The organism is Candidatus Zixiibacteriota bacterium (assembly GCA_022865345.1).
GTDB lineage: Bacteria > Zixibacteria > MSB-5A5 > MSB-5A5 > RBG-16-43-9 > RBG-16-43-9.
This window is the reverse complement of record JALHSU010000235.1, coordinates 1-2,675: the sequence shown is the minus strand read 5'-3', so window position 1 is coordinate 2,675 and position 2,675 is coordinate 1. Positions and strand designations below refer to the sequence as shown.

At 44.9% G+C, this 2,675-nt stretch carries 4 protein-coding genes; all 4 read left to right on the top strand.

Annotation, left to right across the window (positions count from 1 at the left end; genetic code table 11):
* Positions 1 to 648, top strand: a 648-nt coding sequence (locus tag MUP17_11190) for a nitroreductase family protein (protein MCJ7459545.1), incomplete at its 5' end; no start/stop codon positions are given.
* A 201-nt stretch (positions 649 to 849) separates the two neighbouring features.
* A complete protein-coding gene (locus MUP17_11185; GenBank protein ID MCJ7459544.1) occupies positions 850 to 1,251 on the top strand; it encodes a GNAT family N-acetyltransferase in 402 nt (133 codons plus the stop codon).
* 206 nt (positions 1,252 to 1,457) lie between these two features.
* Positions 1,458 to 1,901 (top strand): DoxX family protein, encoded by a 444-nt coding sequence (locus tag MUP17_11180; protein MCJ7459543.1) that lies wholly within the window; start codon positions 1,458 to 1,460, stop codon positions 1,899 to 1,901.
* A 282-nt stretch (positions 1,902 to 2,183) separates the two neighbouring features.
* Positions 2,184 to 2,675, top strand: a 492-nt coding sequence (locus tag MUP17_11175; GenBank protein ID MCJ7459542.1) for a class I SAM-dependent methyltransferase, incomplete at its 3' end; no start/stop codon positions are given.

Below are 2,675 nucleotides of genomic sequence, written 5' to 3'. Positions count from 1 at the left end.
GTTTATAGTCTGTTACTCTCACGGAATCAAAAGAAAAATCCTTTCAGGGCTCCCCTTTTGTTCACTGTCTGTATCGATTTTCACAAACTCCAGCTTATTATGAAGAAGAGAAACTGGAGACTGGTCTCGAATGACCTTTTCTGTCTCCTGATGGGGATTCAGGATGCTTCTCTAATGGCGGAGAATATGGTGATTGCCGCAGAAAGCCTGGGATTGGGGACCTGCTTTCTGGGAAATACCCCTTACCAGGCCACAAAAATTGCGAAGGAATACAAATTGCCCAAGAGGGTTTTTCCTTTGACTCAAATTGCTATCGGATACCCCGCAGAAAATCCGCCGATGCGCCCAAGATATCCTCTGGAGTTTGTTCTTTTTGAAAAGGAATACCCGAAATTCAAAGAAAAAGACATAAAGAAAGCTATGAAAAAGACGGACCAGGGTTACCTGGCTCAAGATTATTATCGTAAGTCGAACTACAGAGTTCCTCTGGAGAAAGGACGCAAGGAAAAATTTACTTTTGATGATTATTCCTGGACCGAGCATATCTCCCGGAAATGGGGACAGTGGAACCCCTCACCTAAAAAACTTTTAGAGCAGCTTTCAAAATGCGGATTCCAGCTGCCCGGAGGGAGAAACACACGTAGCTGAGCCTTCAGGGTTCAGCGGAGGTTTAAAACCTACGCTACGCGACTGTTGACTGTAGTTGCCCAATTCATTAGGCATAGTGGCTCAGGCGTCCCCGCCTGAGCATAAAAACAGGCAAGATGCCTGTTCTACCGATTTTTAAGAGGATTGTGATGTTGGGCTTTATGCACAACACGAAAACCAAAATACTACAAAGACAAACCGATGATCGAGTATAAAATAAATGGCAGAATTATCACGGATGAGTTAAATACCTTTTTCCAGAACTGGAAATCACCTCCGTCAACGGAGACCAGAAGCAAGCTTTTAACCGGTTCTGATCTGGTTATCACCACAAGAGAAAATGGTAGACTTGTAGGTTTTCTCACAGCCATAAGCGATGGGGCCATGCATGCATTCATTACCCTGGTTGAAGTTCTGGAGTCGCATCAGAGGAAAGGGATTGGCAGGCGTCTGATGGAGTTGGCAATCTCCAATTTCAAGGGATATTATGATATTGTCTTAATAACTGATCCGGATAAAGGTGAATTTTATAAGAAATTGGGGTTCAGAGAAATCTATGGAATGCATGTCAGGGATTTTACTTATGGAAAGGACAAAAAGTAGTTGCCCAATTTAATAGGGCAGTTCTGGTAGGTCAGACATTCCTGTCTGACCATAATTGCCCGATTCATTGGGAATAGTGGCTCAGGCGTCCCGCCTGAGCACAAGAACAGGCAAGATGCCTGTTCCACCACCAAATCAAACGGTAGTTGCTCTGTTGATTGAGCATTTCGTATAAGGTAAAAATGTCTTAGATTGAAGGAGGGAAAATGATTTTGACATTTCTGAACAAATATAGAGACATCGGACTTTTGATTCTACGTCTGGGAATAGGGGGGATGTTTATATTTCATGGTGCTCCAAAAATCCTTGGTGGACCTGACATGTGGGAAAAGCTGGGAGCAACTATGGGGATTTTTGGCATTCACTTGCTGCCTGTATTCTGGGGATTTATGTCCTCCTTTGCAGAATGTTTTGGAGGTATTTTTCTTATCCTGGGCTTTTTATTCAGACCAGCCTGCGTCCTCCTGACTATAAATATGATTGTTGCCACATCGATGCATCTAAATCGAGGAGATGGTTTGGGCATTGCCTCGCATGCGATTGAAGATGGAATTCTTTTCCTAAGTTTGGTCCTTATCGGTCCAGGAAAGTATAGTCTGGACGAGATATTTAAACCTTATAATCCCGGTGGATCAGACATTCCTGTCTGACCGTGCTTGGTAGCCGCAGACTTCAGTCTGCGAAGCAGCGTTTTGATTTCTCTTGTGCAAGCTGAAGTCCTGAGTAACGGATCCGTAGGACTTGCGGCTACCTACTGACGGTAGTTGCCCAATTCATTGGGCAAAGTGGCTCAGGCGTCCCGCCTGAACATAAGAACAGGCAAGATGCCTGTTCCACCATAAAATGAGACTGCAGCACGCGTAGCTGTCCGCCAGAGGCGGATTAGGGCTCAGCGGAGATATAAAACCTCCGCTACGCGACTAGAAAATCTAATGCAAGAAGGCATCCGCAAAATATTTTCTGAGGTTCCTGGAACCTACGAGCTGATCAATCATATTCTGACTTTCGGGATGGATATCCTCTGGCGAAAAAAAGCGGCCCAGATTGCAGTCGAAGGAAACGGCAGCATGTGGATGGATGTCTGCTCAGGCACTGGCGAGATGGCTGTTTACCTCAAACAGCTCGCTCCGGAAAAGACGAAAGTATTTGCCTGTGATTTCTCCTTCCCGATGATTCAGAAAGCCCGGCAGAAAAAAGAAGCATCTGAAATCACCTTCATAGTTTCAGACATCAACACTCTCCCTTTCCCGGATAATACCTTTGACCTGGTCACCATCTCCTTTGCAGTGCGCAATATCAATCTCGACAGGGAAAAGTTTGTTATAGCTTTGAGAGAGATAAACCGGGTTTTGAAACCAGGGGGCAGGTTCGTGGCGGTTGAGACCAGCCAGCCTAAATCAGAAATAATCAAAAAGATATTTCAC

Coding starts and splice junctions, on each gene's coding strand:
- MUP17_11185 (MCJ7459544.1), top strand. CDS start 850: ATGATCGAGTATAAAATAAATGGCAGAATTATCACGGATGAGTTAAAT.
- MUP17_11180 (MCJ7459543.1), top strand. CDS start 1,458: ATGATTTTGACATTTCTGAACAAATATAGAGACATCGGACTTTTGATT.